We start from the raw sequence: 15,922 nt of genomic DNA, 5'->3' as shown, positions 1-15,922 counted from the left end.
TCTCTCTACTATTCTACCGCATTTTCTTAAATTTTAACGCCTTCCTCTTCAAAAGTTCCATTTACTCTAACTTCAGAATGCCCATATGTCGATAATAGAAGAAGTAGAGAAATGTCGAAAATGATTTGGACGGGGTGTATGATGAAAAATTCAACAATTATCGGGCTTGTTCTAGGTTTAGTCGCTGTACTCGGAGGGATGGTTTTAAAAGGAGCACACCTGTCGTCTCTTTTAAATCCTGCTGCTTATATGATTATTATTTTGGGAACGGTAGCGTCTGTTATGATCGCCTTCCCCATATCCGAGCTTTCCAAGGTCGGGAAGCTGTTTAAAATGGTATTTACCGAGCAAAAGCTGCCTCAGCGTGATGAACTGATTCAACGTTTCATGGAGTGGGCATCCATTACGCGCCGCGAGGGCTTGCTTGCTCTTGAAGCAAAGGTTGATGAAATTGAAGATACATTCCTTCGGAACGGCATGCGTATGATTATTGACGGCAATGACCAAGATTTCGTTCGTGACGTATTGCTTGAGGACATTGCTGCGACGGAAGACCGCCATAAGGCGGGCGCGCTTATTTTTACGCAGGCCGGCACATACGCTCCTACGCTCGGTGTACTTGGCGCGGTTGTCGGCTTGATCGCGGCGCTTGCCGATATGAGTGATATGGAGAAGCTCGCCCATGCTATCGCGGGTGCTTTTATCGCTACATTGCTTGGTATCTTTACAGGTTATGTACTATGGCATCCCATTGCTAACAAACTAAAACGTATGTCTAAGCTGGAAATCCAAATTCGTCTTATGATGGTTGAAGGTCTCCTATCCATTCAATCCGGCGTATCGACGATCGCGATTAATCAGAAGCTGTCCGTATTCCTTACGCCTACGGAAAGATTGAAAATGAGGGAGAAGGAGGAAGGCGCCGTTGAGCAGAAAGCATAGACACGAAGAACACGAGGAACATGTTGACGAATCCTGGCTCATTCCTTATGCCGATTTGCTCACGCTGCTGCTCGCACTCTTTATCGTGTTGTACTCCATGAACTCCGTCGACGTGAAAAAGTTCGAAGAAATGTCCAAAGCCTTCAGCGTTGCACTCAGCACGGGCAGCGGCGTTCTAACCGAATCGTCCATCGTTGAGTCCGGTGATGATGACGGCAAGAAACAGGACGAAGCCGGCGGCATTATTGATTCCAAGGATGATAGCAAGGAACAGACCCAAAGCCAAACCGCTGAGGAAAAAGCTCGTAAGGCCATTATGGAGCAGGAGCAAAAGGATCTTGAGGATCTGAAGAAGAAGATTGACGCTTATATCAAAAAGAACGGCCTGACAACCGATCTGGAAACGAAGCTCAATCTTTCCCAGCTCATGATTACCATTAGCGACAACGCCTTGTTTGCCCCGGCGCAAGCGTCTGTCAAGCCTGAATCGAAAGCGCTGGCCGTTGCCATCGGCAAGATGCTCCAGCAATATCCTGATTACGAGGTCATCGTATCCGGCCATACCGATACGACGCCAATCTCGAATGTCTTCTTCAAGTCGAATTGGGATTTAAGCTCGATGCGTGCCATTCGTTTTATGGATATTTTGCTCGAAAATAAACAGCTAAAGCCCGAACGCTTCAGCGCGATCGGCTATGGCGAATATCGGCCGGTGGCCGATAACAAAACGGCGGCAGGCAAGTCCAAAAACCGCCGGGTTGAGGTTTCCATCATGCACAGCTACTCCGATGAAACGAACGCGCAGACGCTGCCCGTAACAAAATAACAACAAAACCCCTGAATCCGCTCGCTGTAGGAGTGTGATCCAGGGGTTTTTCTTTTTTCTACCTTTAACCTACACCGGCTTGTAGTTCAACGTTTCAAATAAAGCCGCCTTCTCCGCATCCGTTAGGTCACGCCACTTCCCGACATGCAATCCAGCCAGCTGGATATTCATAATCCGCTGCCGCTGCAGCCTCCTTACATGAAAACCAAATGCCTCGCACATCCTGCGGATTTGGCGGTTTCGTCCTTCCGTCAAAATAATGCGGAACACCCGGTCCGTCACTCTCGTGACCACGCATGGCAAGGTCATGCTTCCCAAAATACGAACGCCGCTGGCCATCCCTTGCAGGAAGGCGTCTGTCACCGGCTTATCTACCGTCACTAGGTATTCCTTCTCGTGCTTTCCTTCCGAGCGAAGAATCGGGTTCACGATGTCCCCGTCATTCGTAAGAAGAATGAGGCCCTCTGAATCCTTGTCCAGCCTGCCGATGGGAAAGATACGCTCCGGATGGCCTACGAAATCAACGATATTCCCTTTGATATGAAGCTCGGTCGTACTCGTAATTCCTACCGGTTTATTAAGCGCAATATAAACATGGTTTTTTTGCTCCCCAATTTTCTTTCCATCGACCCGCACATCGTCGCCAAGCTCAGCCTGGCTGCCGAGCTGCGCTGTAACGCCGTTAATCGTTACGCGCCCGCTGTCTACCAGCTTATCCGCCTCGCGCCTGGAGCAATATCCCGTTTCACTTATAAACTTATTGATTCTCAAAGCTGTCTCACCCCGTTGTATGTACTGCCAAATCGGCAATTTTGTCCGATGGATAATAATGCATAGCCGGCGTCTTGCTTACCGCGGCTGCAGCATCCCCTGTTAATGCGTTTCCCGCTGCCCGGATCATCGCTATTGCCACATCCGCTCCCTTGATCGGCCGATATTTGCGCAATGGACCAATCATCGCAAACTGCAGCCCTTTTGATACGATCGCTCCAAAAACTTCGCCTGGACGCGCGGCTGCCCGCTCACCAATCAGAAGAGAGGGTTGAAACACCTGAATCACCGGAATACGGAGAAGGGTCAACGCTTCCTGCAGCTCTCCCTTGACTCTGCTGTAAAAGACGCTCGAGTTTGAAGCTGCGCCCATTGCCGTAACGACAGAGAAAAGTGAAGCGCCCGTTCGTTCCGCAAAACGAGCCAGCATAAGCGGATACTCGTAGTCGACCTTTCGGAAGGCTTCCCTTGTTTTAGCTATCTTAATCGTCGTCCCTAGCGTGCAGAACACGGCATCCGCGGTTACCTGCCCTAACGCTTGATCCATGCCATCAAGATCTGCCACGATAACCTTCAGCTTCGCCAGCTCGCCTGCCGTTCCTAATCCCTTCGCCTCTATAGGCCGCCTGGAGAGAACCGTCACCTCTCTTGCGAGAGGATCACGAAGCAGCTGCCCAAGCAAAGCTTTACCGATTAAACCGGTAGCCCCGACAAGCAGGGCGCTGTAGCCGGCAGCTTTATTAACAGGCAAACCTTCATTCGATCCTGTCTTTTTCAAAACGAAATCATGCTTCAATGGAGAATTCCCTCCCTGGCTTACTTAAGAAGCCTGTTCCATTCTTATGCTTCCAGTATAACGCTCTCACTCACTTCTTTCAAAGCCGGAAGCATGATATGTACCGTCGTTCCCACATTCACTTGGCTTTTGATCTCCATCGTCCCCCGGTGGCTGTTAATAATCCGCTGGGTCACCATAATGCCAAGTCCGGTACCGGTCTCCTTGCCCGTAAAAAAGGGATCGCCGATTTTGGGAATCATATCGTCCGGAATGCCCATGCCCTCATCCGTAATCGCAATGGAGATGTGCTCCCTTTTGTGGCCTATCTGAATATGGATTTCGCCTCCGCTCGGCATGGCTTCAATCGCATTTTTCAGCAAATTTATAAATACCTGCTTCAACTGATTTTCCTCGCATGATATGAGGCAAATTTCTTCCGTTAACGAGATTCGGAACTCTATATTATGCAGAAGCGCCTCGCTATTCATTAATGCAATGACATCTTGCAGCACTTGCCTCACGTCTTTCGATACAAATCGCGTTGCCTGCGGCTTAGCGAGGATGAGAAATTCACCGACGATAAGGTTAATACGGTCTAGCTCCGACAGCATAAGAGTGACGTGGGAAAGCGCCAGCTTCTTGCTCTCCTGCTGGAGCTGCAGGAAACCGCGCAGCGTCGTAAGCGGGTTCCGGATCTCATGGGCAACGCCCGCAGCAAGCTGTCCGACCGTCGTTAGCTTCTCGGATCTGCGCAGAAGCTCCTCCATTTTATTACGGCTTCTCATATCCCTGGTAATGCTGGCAAACGCGCGAATCGTTCCATCCGAATCACGAATAGGCGAAATCGTCACGCTGACCGGGATCAATTCGCCTGACTTGGTTAGACGCATCGTCTCCTGTGCAGGCAGGGCCTTTCCTAACAAAAGCTGATTCAGCATGTTCTTCATTTCGGTGCGATGCGTTTCCGGAAGTATCGGATAAATAAGACCGACGGCCTCCTCTTCCTCGTAGCCGAAGAGCTGCTCGAAAGCCCGGTTTACCTGAATCACCTTGCCATCCAGATCGTTTAGATGAATCGCGTCGCTTGTATGGTTAATGAAGGATTCCAAATGTTCTTTCATTCTGCGGTTTTCTTCGAACGCCCTTCGCAGCTTGTTCATGTATATACTTAAATTTTGCGACATCGCATTTACCTTTAACGCCAGCAAACCAAATTCATCCTTGCGCTTGATGCGAATGGGCTGTTGAAAGCGTACGGAAGAAACTTCGTTTACCTTCCATAAAATATCCTTGAGCGGCCGGATCATTACGCCAACCAGCCAGTAGCTGATGATAAGCACCAGAATCATCGTTATTCCCGTAAAGATTAACGTATCATTGCGTTTTTGGCTGATGAGCTGTTGAATCCCCTCGCCATCATAAACCACGCTGATGATATACTTGCCCATCTTATCGGCTGAGTAAAAACTTCGAAAATACGGCTTCCCGTTGATTTGCATTTTCCGCAGCCCAAAACCCGTGTCCTTCGCATCGGTTATTAAGGGAAGATCACTCGTGGAATCCAAATAGGTATAGGTGCCGTATACAACCGATAGCGTGTCTTGCTCAAATACCGTTATTTCCTTTATATTTGGAATTATGGTTTCTACAATGTCAAAAAGATGCTCCGGACCGTAAGGGTCGTCTTTCTCATGGGTAATTCCGAGTCCCGACTGCTTCTCATAGGCCGAAAAAGTGTTAGCAACATGCATAGAGGTATCCTGCATCGTACGGCGCGCTTGCTCACGCATGTCCTGCATCATCGAATATTCACTTAAAAAGTGGTGTAATATGAAAAATGTAAATACGATCAGCGTAATCAAGACAGAGAATTTCATCTTAATCGACAATGTATGACACATCCTTTTACACAAAAACGTGTTTATTAACAACTTATACACATTACTAACAATTGTTGTGCACAGCTCTGAATAAAATGTGAGTATTTTTGTGCATATCCCGTTAGTTATCCACAAAGTTATCCACTACATGTTAACAACGGAATATTTGTTCGTCGTATAATGAAAAAAATTAAAGGAGTTTTGATTTATGACAAGAGAGCAAGAAGACCAGAATTGGATGCTTGAAGCCATAGAAGAAGCTAAAAAAGCCGAGCAAATCGGGGAGGTTCCAATAGGAGCTGTAATCGTTAGAAACAATGAAATCATAGGAAGGGGCTACAATCTGCGCGAAACACGGTTTGATCCAACCGCGCATGCCGAAATGGTAGCCATTCGTGACGCCTGCGATCGCATCGGCGCATGGAGATTGTTAGATTGCACGTTATATGTCACGTTAGAGCCTTGTCCAATGTGCGCGGGCGCTATTGTCCAATCCAGGGTGAAACGTGTTGTATACGGAACAACTGATCCAAAGGCGGGATGTGCAGGGACGCTCATGAACTTATTGCAAGAGCCCCGTTTCAATCATGAAACGGAGCTCACTAGTGGCATTTTACAACCGGAATGCGCATCTTTGTTAACACAATTTTTTCGTAAGCTTCGGGAGAAATAAAATTCCCTATAGGTTATCACGGCGTACCGTAATCTGTGTTATCTCATTTCTTTGTATATGCTGTAACGCAACAATAAGCTGATCGGCCTCTTCGCTAATGGCTAGAACATCCGGATCTGTCAAGCTGCCGCGTTCTTCGGCGATTTCATGAAGCTTTAGCCGTAGCGACTGCAATTGTATTAGCAAGTTTTTTTTGTCCATAGCTCGCTTCGGGGCACGCTCCTTATCTAGCACTCGTGTGGTAATGCTTCTATTATACTCTTAGCGCAATAAGGAGTTTGTAAAAACTTGTCGACGAAAGCAGACAATTTTCGGGCATTATTCGACAAAACGAAGTTATTTATTCCATTTTATAGTTCTTTTCGACTATAAAAACCTATCATAATTTGGTAATTTTTATTCTTGCTCTTTTCAGACTAGTGAAATATTCATGCCTATAAATAGCTCGTAATCAACATAGCCATAAAACGGAAAAAATGAATAACCTTTTCATAATCTTTTTATAATCCTCGTCTGCATAACAATTGGCCGCAAACAAATCTTAGTTTGCTCTTGTTTTCCAAGCGTAATCACGGATAAAAATCCGCCAGCCATCCGCTAATATGAGGATAAATCCATTTGTATTATAAGAAAGTATGAAGTAAAATTATTTAAACATTAGTCGTAATGCAAGTGAAATGAACATAAATTCGGATGTCGGGATGTGCCCTAAGTGAATAATAAAGCAGTTATTTTAGGATGTAATTATTATATCGGTTTAAGCACTATTCGTTGCCTAGGCATTAACGGCGTACATACGGTTGCCGTTGATTATTCTACTAAAGATACCTATGGCGCGGATTCAAAATATACGTCAGAGAGACTAATCTCTCCTCATTATAAAGAAGATACGGCTGCATTTATTCGTTTTTTGAAGGATTATGCCCGCAAGCAAAGCGCTCCGCCGGTCCTAATTCCCTGCCATGACTCCTACCTTGAGGTTATTGATGAGCATTTGGAGGAGCTGAGAGAGCATTATCTCATTCCGCAAAACATACCAGGCATTTATTCGGATATGATGAATAAAGAAGTACTACAGCGTTTGGCTCTCGAAAACGGCGTTTCGGTTCCGGAGACGGTCCGTGTGAACGAAGAGAATTTTTTCGAGAAAATAGACCAGACGATCAAGTATCCATGTATCGTCAAGCCGACTGACTCCCCTTCCTTCGTTGCGAAATTCAGAAGAAAGCTTTTTAAAGTGAACAACCGAACGGAGCTCGAGCAAGCACTAGCCAAGGCGCAGGAAGCCCATCTGGAAGTCATCGTGCAGCGGATCATTCCGGGCTTTGACGATCATATGTATACCTTTGACGCTTATTTAAACCAAGATTCCAAAGTGACCCACTGGGTAACCTGTCAGAAATTCCGCCAGTATCCCATCAACTTCGGGGCATCCGTGTACACCGGCCAAAGATACGTGCAAGAGCTGTTCGATATCGGCGCTCCTTTCCTGGAAAAAATGAAATGGAAGGGCTTCGCCGAGATCGAGTTCAAGAAGGATGCCGAGACTGGACGCTATTATCTCATCGAGGTCAACTGCCGGATTACAAACTTGAATAACCTGCTCTACAAGGTAGGCGTAAATATTCCCTGGATTACTTACCAAGAGCTGACAGGCGGCAACCTTGTGCCTCCCAAAGCCGTCAAGGAGGATACGAACCGCGTATTCTGGTACGGCTATGAAGACATGCTCGCCGTCCGCGATTATGTCAAGACCGGGCAGCTGACATGGAAGCAGGTATTCGTCTCGTTATTTAAGCCGAAGGCTTATGCCATTTGGGATTGGAAAGACCCTAAGCCAGCCTTCTCTTACGCTTCCATTATTGGCGGCAAGCTGACGAAAAAGCTTCTAAGAAGGTAGTCCGTACAGATAGAAATAGGTCACTAGAATGGAGCTGATTGTATCATATGTTGTTGACCTCCTTAATTACAGATCTTGAATATAAGCTCGTGAAAGGCGATTTACATAGAGAAGCAGCTTCTATTGCCTACGATTCCAGAGAGGCTGCGGCAAACGGCGTATTCGTTGCGATTTCCGGTTTTTCGGTGGACGGCCATCGTTTCATTGATAAAGCGATCGAGCTTGGAGCAACCACGATTATCGTAGAGAAGGATGTTCCAATCTCTGCTGACGTAACCGTCCTGCAGGTAGCCAATACGCGCGAAGCGCTTGCACGAATAGCTGCTAATTTCTATCATCGCCCGACGGAGCAAATGAATCTTATCGGCATTACCGGAACGAACGGGAAAACGTCAACCACCTATTTTCTCAAATCTATTTTCGAGCAAACGGGAACCACGCTTGGGATTATCGGTACCATTGGCACGGTGATCGGGGATAAGGTGTTCCAAAATAAAAATACGACGCCCGAATCCCTGAATCTTCAGCAGATCTTCGCTGAGATGACGCAGTCCGACATGAAGCATTGCGTCATGGAGGTCTCCTCGCATGCGCTTAATCTGAACCGGGTTGCTCATTCCAGCTTCAACACGGGGATTTTTACGAACCTAACGCCGGACCATCTCGAGCTGCATCGTACGATGGAGGAGTATTTCGAGGCCAAGGCAAAGCTGTTTGACATGACCACGGACTACAATATTATAAATGCCGACGATAAATACGGACGGATTCTGATCGATCGCTTAAAGGATAAGGAGCCAAAGCTGCTCACTTACGGAATTGAGCAGGAAGCCGATATTTATGCGACGGACATTCATTATTTTTCCGATTACACCACCTATACCGTGAATACGCCAAAGGGAAGCATCTCCATTAAAGTGAATCTCCCTGGGATGATCTACGTATATAACAGCTTAGCGGCTATCGCAACCGCATATGCCAACCAATTCAGCCTGCAGCAAATCGCTGAGGGCATTGCGGCCGTCGACGGCATTAAAGGGCGCCTAGAGGTGGTTTATCAAGATGGAGACTCCAAAATTATCGTCGATTTCGCTCATACCGAGGATAGTCTAGAGAAAGCTTTGACGACGATAAGGCCTTTTGCCAAAGGAAGAATCATTCTCGTATTCGGCGTTTACGCGTCAGACGGAGAATCCGGCACGGAGAAGCGCAGAGCGATGGCGAAGGTTGCTGCCACGTTTGCCGATTTTTCCGTTATTACCTCGGACAATCCGAAGATGCAGGATAACAACCTGATTATCCGTGAGATCATTGAAGGCATTGAAGCGTATAACGGCGCTTACGAGGCTGTTGTCGACCGGAGAGACGCGATTGCCTTCGCCATTGAAATCAGCAAAAAAGACGATGTAATCCTTATCGCCGGCAAAGGCCATGAAACGACGCAAATTATCGGAAAAACGGAATTTCCTTTTAATGAAGCGGAAATCGTCAGGGAAATAAAATCAAAAACAAAGTGACGACGCATTTAAAACGCAGAAAAATGAATTAATCGCAACTAACACTTCAATAAAAGTAGGTTGAACAATGGAAGCTAAAAGCTTAGGCGTCATTGGCGGGATGGGACCGAAAGCAACATCCGTATTTTTCGACATGGTCATCGAACAGACAGCAGCGGAACGCGATCAGGAACATATCGATATGGTGATTCTTAATCATGCCACATTGCCCGATCGAACCGGAGTGATATTGGACAACAGAGGCGAGCTGTTTCTAAAGGCAGTTGCTAAAGATTTAAAGCTGCTTGAAGCGTCCGGCGTGTCGAATATAGCAATACCGTGTAATACTTCGCATTACTTTTACAATGAAATGCAGCAAATGACAAGCATCAATATCATTAATATGGTGGATGAGAGCTTAAAGGAAATTTACGATACCTACGGCGAGCACTGCAAAGTAGGCATCTTGGCGACAAACGGTACGGTGAGCAGCGGCGTTTACCGTAAGGGCTGCGAGCAGTACAATATGAGGCTGCATGAGCCGGACGCAGCGGTTCAAGAGCATGTGATGGACATTATCTACAATAAGGTTAAACGCAATCTGCCTGTAGAGCCTTCCGAGTTTGAAGGTATCATTAACCATCTTCTTACCCATGATGAATGCCAATGCGTCATCATTGCATGTACCGAATTATCATGCATTCCGATTCAGAAAGAAGTTGCAAAACATTGCGTGGATGCCATGTCCGTGCTAGTTCAGAAGTCAATCGAGCTATCCGGCAAACAATCCATCTCAAAATAATGAACAACGTCATTCACGGTTGTTGTCATGACGGAGACCAAGGCCCTATGGTCTTGGCTTATTGAAAGTGAAAAATCCGGAGAATGATCTCCGGATTTTTTTGTATTCAAATGCCTCAAATGCTTTAACTGACTGGTTAGTCCTTATACAAGGTTAAGCTCCACGTTAATATTGCCGCGAGTCGCCCGCGAATACGGACAAACCTGATGAGCCGCATCGACCAATTCCTTCGCCACATCCGGTTCAACGCCAACAATAGAAATATCAAGTTTGACCTCCAGCTCGTATCCTCCGCCTTCGTCCTTCCCTAATGTAACATGAGCGGTTACTTCCGTTTTCTCTACCTTAATTTTCTTCAACCGGCTTACAACATTGATCGCGCTCTCGAAACAAGCCGCGTAGCCGCCGGCAAACAGCTGCTCTGGATTCGTAGCTCCTCCTTGGCCTCCAAGCTCCTTCGGCGCTCTCACATCTACATCCAATTGATGATCGCTCGATACAAGCTTACCGTCTCTTCCGCCAGTTGCGGTTACCGTAGCTGTGTATAATTTTTGCATAATAAATTCCTCCGTTTTTTTATTATAAATCTTCACTGTCGTTTGAAGCTTCGTTTACAAGAAAAGCATTCTGCATTCTTATTGCCTAAGCGCTCCTTTTCTATTCTGGTTATGCAAAATAGCTTGTAACGCTTTTTTGATTTTATACAATTTAATTTTATAAAATTAATATACACCTCTATCGGTGAGCTGTCAATAAAAAACGGATTCCGATGCTTCTATAGCGCTATTATTCATGCATGCCCACTCAAAAAAAGCCTCATCGGATTTCTCCGATAAGGCTTAAATTTATTTTTATTCCGTTTCAAACAGGTCTTCATTCTGCTCTCTTACATCAAGGATAAGCGGAAGCTGCTCGAAAAAAACATCCACCACCCGAGGGTCAAAGTGCCGCCCCCGCTCCTCTTTAATGAGCTGCAAAATACGTTCCAACGGCCATGCCTCTTTATATGCCCTCGCGCTGCCTAAGGCATCGAATACATCGGCAAGCGCCGTAATTCGTCCATAGATATGTATATTCTCTCCCGCAAGCCCCTGCGGATAACCGGTCCCATCCCATTTCTCGTGATGCTGCCAAGCTACGATCGCTGCAGCCTGCAGGAGCTGTCTCTTTGATTTTCTCAGCAGCCGGTATCCAATCGTGCAGTGTTCCTTCATTTGCTCAAATTCCGCGGCCGTGAGCTTCCCTGGCTTTTGCAAGATCGCATCCGGAATCGCTACCTTCCCTATATCATGCATGGGCGATGCGCTTCGCAGCCTTTCGGCTTCTATCTGGCTCATGCCAAGGCCTGCTGCCAAAATATAAGAATATTGAGCGACCCGTTTTACATGATTCCCTGTTTCCTTGGAGCGTCCCTCGCCGATATTGCCCATAGCCAAAATGATTTCTTTCTGTGTCTCTATTATTTCCTGATGCAGCATAATGGATTCAAGGGATTTGCCCGAATAGGCTGCAGCTAGGGTGAGATAGTCCATGTCCTGCGTCGAGAATGACTGCTTTTGCGTCAGCTTGTTGATCGCTTGATAGGCTCCAATCACCTCTCCCTGATTGTTGCGGAAAGGAATGGTCATGATCGACTTCGTCCGATAGCCCGTCTTTTTGTCGCTCTCCGGGTTATGCCTGGGATCTCCATAAGCATCATCGATAAAAATAGGCTGTCCGGTGCTGATTGCACTCCCTACTAGGCCGCTTCCGTAAGGTATTCTAATTTCACCGATAGCATGCGTGACCACTGTAAACAATTCATTATTCGCAGCATCAATTAACCAAACCGTACAGCGGTCGGCAACGACCATATCCCTGCCCATATTCGCCATTAAAACAAGAACATTTTCCAGTTTTTTCTCAGTAGCGATTTTTGCGGTATATTCAAAAATAACCTTAAGCATTTGTTCTGGCGTTAAATCTAATTTAAAAGAAAAAGGTTCATTGAAGTATTCATACATGCGGGGTATTCCTCCAGCTGTTCGAGCTCTTCGTCCATACAACTATTCGCCCTCCTGCACTTTTTTTCCTGCTGTAAAGCCTAGAAAATTGACTTATTTCGACAATAACTGCATGATTCCAAAATAAGACTGGTTAATCTTGCTTCCTTAAAAGCTCACATGCTATAATTAACATTGCTGCGCGTCCGTAGCTCATCCGGATAGAGCAAACGTTTCCTAAACGTTAGGTGGGAGGTTCGAGCCCTCTCGGGCGCGCCAATGCATATAAACCACCGTGTTACAGCGTTTTGCCAGCGTTGAGTGTATCGTATAGTCTTACGGTTTCTGACGCTCAAACACGATGAATGTAGCACGTAAATACGAGCTTCCTACGATCTTAACGTAGGAGGTTTTTTGCTATGCACGATGTTGACCCGCGCAAGAGACATTGGGAGCCCGATGCGTCCGTAATTCTCCGTGATACTGATCAGCTCGTTGGCAATATAGAAGTAGATCGCCTCCGTCATTACAACCGCGTCTAATTCGAGCAAAACGTCGAGCCTGTGTGCGAGTAAAATAACGAGTAACATGAGCCTTTTTTCGCCAGGCCGACGGAGCCGACAGCGCTATTTAAGCCGCGCCCCTCTTTTACTGACGCATACATTCCTGACGCGATATCTACACCAATGGCTACGAGCAGGAACATCAGCGATTCGTGCCAGCCTCCGAATGCGAACGCAATAAAGGCGCCAGCAATGCCAGCGCCCCCGTTTTTTGACCGTTTATTCCGCGATCATCTCCGTTTCTATTTAATTGCGTGTACTTACGGCGTATTATGGTCCTGATGAAAGTTTGACAATTCCTAATCACAATTCCAATCTAGTCAAAGTATAATTATTGGACTATACTTTTTTATATTGTCGTAAGGAGTGGTAAGGTTGAGCTCGAACTTAATAATTAAATCATTAAATGGCTTAAGGGGTATTGCTGTTCTTATTGTTATATTTAGTCATACTGGAAACTCGGGACTTTACCTATTGCCAAACTTAAATTTGACTGGTACTGGTCAATACGGTGTAATCCTATTTTTCTTCCTTAGTTCCTTTTTATTAAGCCGACCATTTTTTCATGATCCAGAATTAATTTTTAGTGCTCGCAAATGGATAAATTACTTTATTCGTAGAATTATACGTATTCTACCCTTGTATTATACAGTGATACTAATCGATTTCTATTATCTAAAAGCACAAATTGTTTCTCCGGATAAACAAGAGTTGATAGACCATCTCCTTTTTATCAGAGGGAATGGAGTTTACTGGAGTGTCCCTGTAGAATTAAAGTTTTATCTAATACTACCGCTGTTTGTAGTTGCATTAGTTATTTGCTCCAGAAACAAATTAGCTCTTTGGAGTATATTAACTTTAATTACTTGTTTATTTGTTAGCAATGGTTTACTTGCCTATACAAACTCATTTTGGGAAACTCTATTTATTCACCGTTATGTTGTTTCTTTTATTGCAGGAATCTTAACTAGTTACATATACGTACTTTCAGAGAAAATGGATTTGCAACTATTCAAAAAGGGTACTTTCGAAATAATTGCTATATTATGCATTGTGGTAATGGGCACACAAATTCCCGCTATTTGGTACTATTTTCAAGGAGGACACCACTTCAATTACTCCAGTATAGATTGGGGTCAATATTATAAGTACCGACATTTATTAGCTATTTCCTGTTTTTCAATATTAACCTATAGTTACCTTAATGGAACTGGTATTATAAAAAAACTATTATCAGCGAGTATTTTAAGGTCCTGTGGTGAACTTAGTTTTAGCATGTATTTATTGCATATGCCTGTTCTTTATTTTGTCGTTAATCATTTTCAAGGAACTTCGTTATACATAATGACTGGTTTAATATTTGTTTTGACATATTTAGTTTCTTTTTTAACCTACCGTATTATTGAGAAACCTTTTATGGATTTAACAAAAACCAAGTCATCAGTCAATTTACCTAGCAGAAAACAATTAGATCTATAAATAACATGGCTAGTACGAATTCTAAACTTCATACTAGCCATGTTATTAAGAATTTGTTAACAAAATAAATTCTTCTTCATCTACATTTCTTACTTCAATTTCATTTTCCGACAAACCTATATCAATGGGATTTTCTAGCATTACTTCAAATACTCCGTCTGATTGTCCTACTATTATTTTTCCACCTTCCTTATTAATTGTAACCATCATACTAATCATCACCTCAATGACCATGTACTAATATATACATACTTAAGTTTCCGGTTGGACTTCCGATTACAGACCAGTTAATTTCAAAACTTCCTTCTTGTAAGATTTATATAGTTCCGGATGTGGTGGAGTCTCCTGCCGTTTCGATTGTCAAAACTGAAGTTGAATTAGCGTAGTTCCCTAATGCATTTAAATACCAAGGGCGTTGGAAATTATTTTCCGCATATACCATCACTCCCGATTTTAGTATTACCTATTAATGCAATAATACTGTCAAAGGTGGTGGCCGTTTATTCAATCGCATTCGCGTATTCCTTCCGCTATAATACGTGTAGGTAGGACCTCGTACAAACCGTGTTCCATCGTTGAGTGTACGAAACCAGTAACCGTGTGGCTTTCGGAGCGCATACGATACTATAGGCCTTCCTAAACGTTAGGTGGGAGGTTCCAGCACTGAAGTAACTTGCAGTCATTATAATGAGACCTGCTACGCATTCGTCGTAGGAGGTTTTTTTGTATGTTTTATGGAATGGATAGGTTGACTACAGAACGTTTGTTCCCCTATAATGTGCATGAGGTGATTTACTAATGGCCATGCCGTTATTTAAGGTAAACAATCATAACCCGCATTCATGCCAGCCACCGGCTGTGGAAGAGCTTCAGCTTATGCAAGACTCCATTATTCTTCCGCTAGCACTCGCAGTCGTAGAACGCAATAGTCGCGAGCTGGATCGGAAAGCACGCTCTTTGCGTGCGATCTTTGCCAAAGCCGCCGACATTATCATTTTCAAAATGAAGGCTGATTTAGCGGCGAACACTCGGCTGCTGGTTTCAAAAAGCATTACCGTTTGTACGGATCACGGAATAAATAACAAACTAACCTATCATTTCAATTGCCGCGGCTATGAAGATTGCATTACTCTGACACATGAATACATACGAAATGAAATCAACCAACGAATCTCTGCGTACAATTCCGAAATCTTTGCGATGCGTGCCTCCTCCGATGCATAAAAAAGGTAACTTTTACCTTTCTTTATGCCTCTTATCGAAGGCAAATGCAACCTATAAGGCATTTCACGCGTAAGAATAAACACAGTAACCGATAAACTTATTTTTTTGATGCATCTACTGTAAAAAAATAAAATTCCTGTTAGGAGGAATATACATGAAGGCTGCTGGCACGCTGCTGCTGGTTACCGCAATTATGGAAGGCATATTGGGCTTTCCCTTTTTGGGAGGCTCGCTGGTCCTATTTTCCGGCTATACCCTACTATTCGTCGCGCTTGTGCTCCACATTATAACGCTGGTCCTTTGCTCGCAGCACAATAAACCCATAGTGGGCAGCATACTAGGTATCGTCACCTCGGTATTGGCATGGATTCCTTTTCTGGGCATGATCATGCATCTTACAACTGCGGTATTCCTCTTTATTGCCGCATTCAAAAAAGAGCAGCACAGCAATCCTCCATACCCTCCCGCTCCGGGCAGCTTCTAAAAAAGGATTATCCTTTGTAGATTTTTCTACGAAAGGATAATCCTTTTTTTAAAAGTCTATATTTATTTCCCCTCTTTTTTCCTGCGTCATTTTCATACCATTCCTTGCGCATTAAACGTTTC

Annotated in this window: 16 protein-coding genes, 1 tRNA gene and 1 pseudogene; 10 read left to right on the top strand and 8 right to left on the bottom strand. The window is 44.7% G+C overall.

Annotated elements, in window-relative coordinates:
• Nucleotides 1-141: 141 nt before the first annotated feature.
• Nucleotides 142-942: a flagellar motor stator protein MotA gene (gene motA, locus ACN6MW_RS14695; protein WP_364144740.1), complete on the top strand. Its 801-nt coding sequence runs from the start codon at nucleotides 142-144 to the stop codon at nucleotides 940-942.
• Complete coding sequence (locus ACN6MW_RS14690) at nucleotides 926-1,768, top strand: flagellar motor protein MotB (RefSeq protein ID WP_364144742.1); 843 nt, start codon at nucleotides 926-928, stop codon at nucleotides 1,766-1,768. Before motA ends, ACN6MW_RS14690 begins: the two co-directional genes overlap by 17 nt.
• A 69-nt stretch (nucleotides 1,769-1,837) precedes the next feature.
• Here ACN6MW_RS14690 and rluF read toward each other — a convergent pair whose 3' ends face one another.
• The 3 genes from rluF to ACN6MW_RS14675 are packed head-to-tail and all read right to left on the bottom strand — an operon-like array spanning nucleotide 1,838 to nucleotide 5,206.
• Entirely contained in the window at nucleotides 1,838-2,539 is a 702-nt protein-coding gene (gene rluF, locus ACN6MW_RS14685) for a 23S rRNA pseudouridine(2604) synthase RluF (protein ID WP_419876020.1), read from the bottom strand.
• 7 nt (nucleotides 2,540-2,546) lie between these two features.
• Nucleotides 2,547-3,335 carry an NAD(P)H-binding protein gene (locus ACN6MW_RS14680; RefSeq protein ID WP_419876019.1) on the bottom strand — a complete coding sequence of 263 codons (789 nt, stop codon included), beginning with the start codon at nucleotides 3,333-3,335 and terminating at the stop codon, nucleotides 2,547-2,549.
• A gap of 44 nt (nucleotides 3,336-3,379) precedes the next feature.
• On the bottom strand, nucleotides 3,380-5,206 hold the full coding sequence (locus ACN6MW_RS14675) for an ATP-binding protein (RefSeq protein WP_419876018.1): 1,827 nt from the start codon (nucleotides 5,204-5,206) through the stop codon (nucleotides 3,380-3,382).
• Nucleotides 5,207-5,405: 199 nt separating this feature from the next.
• On the opposite strand from ACN6MW_RS14675, the gene tadA reads away from it, so the two are divergent.
• Nucleotides 5,406-5,870 carry a tRNA adenosine(34) deaminase TadA gene (gene tadA, locus ACN6MW_RS14670; protein ID WP_419876017.1) on the top strand — a complete coding sequence of 155 codons (465 nt, stop codon included), beginning with the start codon at nucleotides 5,406-5,408 and terminating at the stop codon, nucleotides 5,868-5,870.
• A 6-nt stretch (nucleotides 5,871-5,876) separates the two neighbouring features.
• On the opposite strand, the gene ACN6MW_RS14665 is transcribed toward tadA, so the two are convergent.
• A complete protein-coding gene (locus ACN6MW_RS14665) occupies nucleotides 5,877-6,056 on the bottom strand; it encodes a Spo0E family sporulation regulatory protein-aspartic acid phosphatase (RefSeq protein ID WP_419876016.1) in 180 nt (59 codons plus the stop codon).
• 526 nt (nucleotides 6,057-6,582) lie between these two features.
• Between ACN6MW_RS14665 and ACN6MW_RS14660 the strand changes: the two genes are divergently transcribed.
• From ACN6MW_RS14660 to ACN6MW_RS14650, 3 genes are all read left to right on the top strand, one after another.
• Nucleotides 6,583-7,770 (top strand): carboxylate--amine ligase, encoded by a 1,188-nt coding sequence (locus tag ACN6MW_RS14660; RefSeq protein ID WP_419876015.1) that lies wholly within the window; start codon nucleotides 6,583-6,585, stop codon nucleotides 7,768-7,770.
• Nucleotides 7,771-7,817: 47 nt separating this feature from the next.
• The gene (locus ACN6MW_RS14655) at nucleotides 7,818-9,287 is read left to right on the top strand and encodes a UDP-N-acetylmuramoyl-L-alanyl-D-glutamate--2,6-diaminopimelate ligase (protein ID WP_419876352.1); all 1,470 of its coding nucleotides are present in this window, start codon (nucleotides 7,818-7,820) and stop codon (nucleotides 9,285-9,287) included.
• Between the two features lie 67 nt (nucleotides 9,288-9,354).
• Entirely contained in the window at nucleotides 9,355-10,068 is a 714-nt protein-coding gene (locus ACN6MW_RS14650; RefSeq protein ID WP_364144764.1) for an aspartate/glutamate racemase family protein, read from the top strand.
• A 143-nt stretch (nucleotides 10,069-10,211) separates the two neighbouring features.
• Here ACN6MW_RS14650 and ACN6MW_RS14645 read toward each other — a convergent pair whose 3' ends face one another.
• Nucleotides 10,212-10,625, bottom strand: coding sequence for an organic hydroperoxide resistance protein (locus ACN6MW_RS14645; protein WP_419876014.1), 414 nt, complete (start codon nucleotides 10,623-10,625; stop codon nucleotides 10,212-10,214).
• Between the two features lie 294 nt (nucleotides 10,626-10,919).
• Complete coding sequence (locus ACN6MW_RS14640) at nucleotides 10,920-12,071, bottom strand: HD domain-containing phosphohydrolase (protein WP_419876013.1); 1,152 nt, start codon at nucleotides 12,069-12,071, stop codon at nucleotides 10,920-10,922.
• A gap of 181 nt (nucleotides 12,072-12,252) precedes the next feature.
• Between ACN6MW_RS14640 and ACN6MW_RS14635 the strand changes: the two genes are divergently transcribed.
• Nucleotides 12,253-12,329: transfer RNA gene (locus tag ACN6MW_RS14635), tRNA-Arg, on the top strand.
• A gap of 110 nt (nucleotides 12,330-12,439) precedes the next feature.
• Here ACN6MW_RS14635 and ACN6MW_RS14630 read toward each other — a convergent pair.
• Nucleotides 12,440-12,756 (bottom strand): annotated as a pseudogene (locus tag ACN6MW_RS14630) (phage holin family protein).
• 232 nt (nucleotides 12,757-12,988) lie between these two features.
• On the opposite strand from ACN6MW_RS14630, the gene ACN6MW_RS14625 reads away from it, so the two are divergent.
• On the top strand, nucleotides 12,989-14,092 hold the full coding sequence (locus ACN6MW_RS14625; protein ID WP_419876012.1) for an acyltransferase family protein: 1,104 nt from the start codon (nucleotides 12,989-12,991) through the stop codon (nucleotides 14,090-14,092).
• Between the two features lie 45 nt (nucleotides 14,093-14,137).
• Here the strand turns inward: ACN6MW_RS14625 and ACN6MW_RS14620 are convergent, their stop codons facing one another.
• Nucleotides 14,138-14,302 carry a hypothetical protein gene (locus tag ACN6MW_RS14620; protein ID WP_419876011.1) on the bottom strand — a complete coding sequence of 55 codons (165 nt, stop codon included), beginning with the start codon at nucleotides 14,300-14,302 and terminating at the stop codon, nucleotides 14,138-14,140.
• Nucleotides 14,303-14,890: 588 nt separating this feature from the next.
• On the opposite strand from ACN6MW_RS14620, the gene ACN6MW_RS14615 reads away from it, so the two are divergent.
• Together ACN6MW_RS14615 and ACN6MW_RS14610 are read left to right on the top strand one after the other, a co-directional pair.
• Nucleotides 14,891-15,316, top strand: coding sequence for a hypothetical protein (locus ACN6MW_RS14615; RefSeq protein ID WP_419876010.1), 426 nt, complete (start codon nucleotides 14,891-14,893; stop codon nucleotides 15,314-15,316).
• Between the two features lie 154 nt (nucleotides 15,317-15,470).
• Nucleotides 15,471-15,800 carry a hypothetical protein gene (locus ACN6MW_RS14610; protein WP_364144772.1) on the top strand — a complete coding sequence of 110 codons (330 nt, stop codon included), beginning with the start codon at nucleotides 15,471-15,473 and terminating at the stop codon, nucleotides 15,798-15,800.
• The last annotated feature ends 122 nt before the right edge of the window (nucleotides 15,801-15,922 follow it).

Origin of the sequence: Pristimantibacillus sp. PTI5 (genome assembly GCF_048572955.1) — a bacterium.
In the GTDB taxonomy this organism is placed as follows: Bacteria; Bacillota; Bacilli; order Paenibacillales; family Paenibacillaceae; genus Pristimantibacillus.
The sequence above is the reverse complement of the archived record's forward strand: the minus strand, read 5'-3'. Positions and strand labels throughout refer to the sequence as shown.

Bases quoted from the DNA above. Each gene is read 5' to 3' on its own strand.
- motA (WP_364144740.1), top strand. From the start codon at position 142: ATGAAAAATTCAACAATTATCGGGCTTGTTCTAGGTTTAGTCGCTGTA.
- tadA (WP_419876017.1), top strand. From the start codon at position 5,406: ATGACAAGAGAGCAAGAAGACCAGAATTGGATGCTTGAAGCCATAGAA.
- ACN6MW_RS14655 (WP_419876352.1), top strand. From the start codon at position 7,818: ATGTTGTTGACCTCCTTAATTACAGATCTTGAATATAAGCTCGTGAAA.
- ACN6MW_RS14650 (WP_364144764.1), top strand. From the start codon at position 9,355: ATGGAAGCTAAAAGCTTAGGCGTCATTGGCGGGATGGGACCGAAAGCA.
- ACN6MW_RS14645 (WP_419876014.1), bottom strand. From the start codon at position 10,625: ATGCAAAAATTATACACAGCTACGGTAACCGCAACTGGCGGAAGAGAC.
- ACN6MW_RS14640 (WP_419876013.1), bottom strand. From the start codon at position 12,071: ATGTATGAATACTTCAATGAACCTTTTTCTTTTAAATTAGATTTAACG.
- ACN6MW_RS14620 (WP_419876011.1), bottom strand. From the start codon at position 14,302: ATGATGGTTACAATTAATAAGGAAGGTGGAAAAATAATAGTAGGACAA.
- ACN6MW_RS14615 (WP_419876010.1), top strand. From the start codon at position 14,891: ATGGCCATGCCGTTATTTAAGGTAAACAATCATAACCCGCATTCATGC.
- ACN6MW_RS14610 (WP_364144772.1), top strand. From the start codon at position 15,471: ATGAAGGCTGCTGGCACGCTGCTGCTGGTTACCGCAATTATGGAAGGC.